Origin of the sequence: Desulfosporosinus metallidurans (assembly GCF_001936615.1) — a bacterium.
GTDB classification, from domain to species: domain Bacteria; phylum Bacillota; class Desulfitobacteriia; order Desulfitobacteriales; family Desulfitobacteriaceae; genus Desulfosporosinus; species Desulfosporosinus metallidurans.
In genome coordinates this window covers 1-258 of record NZ_MLBF01000241.1, presented here as the reverse complement: position 1 = coordinate 258, position 258 = coordinate 1, and the positions used below count along the sequence as shown (strand labels likewise).

At 46.9% G+C, this 258-nt stretch carries 1 pseudogene; it reads right to left on the bottom strand.

Annotated features, from left to right (window positions below):
• Positions 1–258, bottom strand: a pseudogene (locus DSOL_RS26540) (alpha-ketoacid dehydrogenase subunit beta); the annotation flags it as partial.

Here is a 258-nt window from a genome sequence, read left to right as displayed (position 1 = left end):
CGTATCTCGTCTTAGCAACCTGATTGAGAATCTGATCCATAGCTACAAAGGTGAAATCCATATACATTAATTCAACGATTGGTCTCATCCCTGCGCAGGCTGCGCCAAGACCTGCCCCCACGATCCCAGCTTCTGAAATAGGGGTATTCCGAACTCGTTCTTTACCAAACTTATCGACAAGGCCGCGCGTGACACCAAATACTCCACCGGCTTCAGCAACATCTTCACCCATAATAAAAACGTTTTCATCACGTTCCA